This window comes from Luteibacter sp. P4_E6, assembly GCF_056401535.1.
The window spans coordinates 1-2,220 of record NZ_JBFUJE010000601.1 but is presented as its reverse complement, the minus strand read 5'-3'; the positions used below and the strand labels follow the sequence as shown (position 1 = coordinate 2,220).

General features: G+C 66.9%; 2 protein-coding genes. Both read left to right on the top strand.

The features are described from left to right. Positions 1–759: ATP-dependent DNA ligase (locus tag AC1DT2_RS21300; protein WP_477298571.1), on the top strand; the 759-nt coding region annotated here is incomplete at its 5' end. Next, positions 716–2,220: DEAD/DEAH box helicase (locus AC1DT2_RS21295; protein WP_477298569.1), on the top strand; the 1,505-nt coding region annotated here is incomplete at its 3' end. The genes AC1DT2_RS21300 and AC1DT2_RS21295, both read left to right, overlap by 44 nt.

The following is a 2,220-nucleotide window of genomic DNA, read 5'->3' as shown; positions in this document are numbered from 1 at the left end:
ATCCTCGCGTGGGCTTTCGACAGCGATAAGCCCTTACCCTTCGCCGCCTTGCAGAAACGTATCGGCAAGCTCAAGCCAGGTCCGAAGCTGCTCGCCGACACGCCGGTGCGACTGATGCTTTACGACGTGCTGGAGTTTGGTGGCAACGATCTCCGCGAGCAACCGCTCCACCGTCGCCGCGCCACGCTGGAGGCGCTGGTCGCCGGCCATGGGCCCACACTGATGCTTTCACCCGCCGTCACGGCCGAGCGATGGGAAGCGCTCGCGACGGTACGTGCCGAGTCACGCGAGCGCCAGACCGAAGGGCTGATGCTGAAGCGCCTGGATTCGCCCTACCGTGTCGGCCGTAAACGTGGCGACTGGTGGAAATGGAAGGTCGACCCCTACACGGTGGACGCCGTGCTGCTCTATGCCCAGCCGGGACACGGGCGCCGCTCCGGCCTCTTCACCGACTACACCTTCGGTGTATGGGACGGCGACGCACTCGTGCCGGTCGCCAAGGCGTACTCCGGACTCGACGACGATGAAATCGGCCGTCTCGACCGCTGGATCCGCGCGCACACCGTCGACCGTTTCGGGCCCGTCCGCTCGGTGGAACCGACGCACGTTTTCGAACTCGCCTTCGAGGCGATCCAGGCCTCCGGCCGACACAAGGCGGGCGTGGCCGTGCGCTTCCCGCGCATTCTCCGCTGGCGAACCGACCTCGCGATCCGCGATGCCGACAAACTCGACGACCTCCGCCGCCTGGCGACGGGCTGAGGCCCGTCTCGTCGCCTGGTTTGCCGCGCAGGAGCGGCGGCCAGCGGCGTTTCAACGGGCAGCATGGCGAGCCTGGGCGGAAGGCAGGAACGGGCTCGTCCATGCGCCCACCGGTACGGGGAAAACGCTCGCCGCCGCGGGTGGGCCGTTGATCGATGCGGTACTGCGCCCACAGACGGGGCTGCAACTGCTCTGGATCACGCCTCTTCGCTCGCTCGCCACCGACACGACGCAACATCTCACCGCTGCTGTCGAGGCCATGGAGCTCCCTTGGCGAGTGCTCCGGCGCACCGGTGACAGCGGTAGTTCCGAGCGTGCAAAACTGCGCCGCGGCGCGTGCGAGCTGCTGGTGACCACGCCGGAAAGCCTCGCCCTGTTGCTCAGCTACCCCGACGCGCGCGAGCGTTTCGCCCACCTGCGCGGCATCGTCATCGATGAGTGGCACGAACTCATCGGCAACAAGCGCGGCACCCTGCTACAACTCGGTCTCGCGCGCCTGCGGCACTGGCTGCCGGCACTGCGCAGCTGGGGCCTTTCCGCGACGCTCGGCAACCTCGACGAAGCACTCCACGCGCTGGCTGGCGACGGCGTCCTCATCGGGGGCAGCTCGCGTAAGAAAACCCATATCGACACGGCACTCCCCGAAGGCGGTGAGCGATTCCCCTGGGCAGGTCACCTTGGCCTGTCGCAACTGCCGCGCGTGCTGGGCGCCGTACTCGCGGCAAAGACAAGCCTCGTGTTCGCCAACACGCGCTCACAAGCCGAGCTGTGGCACGAGGCGCTGGCGTCGGTCTGGCCAGAGCCGCTGGAGACGCTCGCGCTGCATCACGGCTCCATCGATCCGAAGCTGCGCTTCGCCACGGAGGAGGCCTTGCGACGGGGCACGCTACGTTGTGTCGTCGCGACGTCGAGCCTCGATCTCGGCGTGGACTTCTCCAGCGTGGAGCAGGTACTGCAGGTAGGAAGCCCCAAGAGCATTGCCCGCCTGTTGCAACGCGCCGGCCGAAGTGGACACCAGCCGGGTATGCCTTCGCGCATTCTCTGCGTGCCGACCCATCTGCTGGAGCTGGCGGAGATCGCCGCGGCCCGGCGCGCACTCGCGGAAGATCACCTCGAACCACGCCACCCGATGCGCGGTTGTCTCGATGTCCTTGCCCAGCACCTCCTCACGATGGCCCTTGGTGGTGGCTTCACAGCGGACGAGGCTTATGCGGAGATCACGTCCTCGTTCGCGTACGCGAAATTTCCCCGTGAACGGTTCGACGCCGTGCTCGCCTATCTGCGCACCGGCGGTACGGCGCTGGCGAGTTATCCCGAATACCGGAAGCTGGTCGAAACCGACGGCCGCTATCACGTCGAGAGCGGACGCATTGCACGCATGCACCGGTTGTCGATCGGCACAATCACCTCGGATGGGAGCCTCCAGGTGCGTTACATGAAGGGTGCGCGACTGGGCACGGT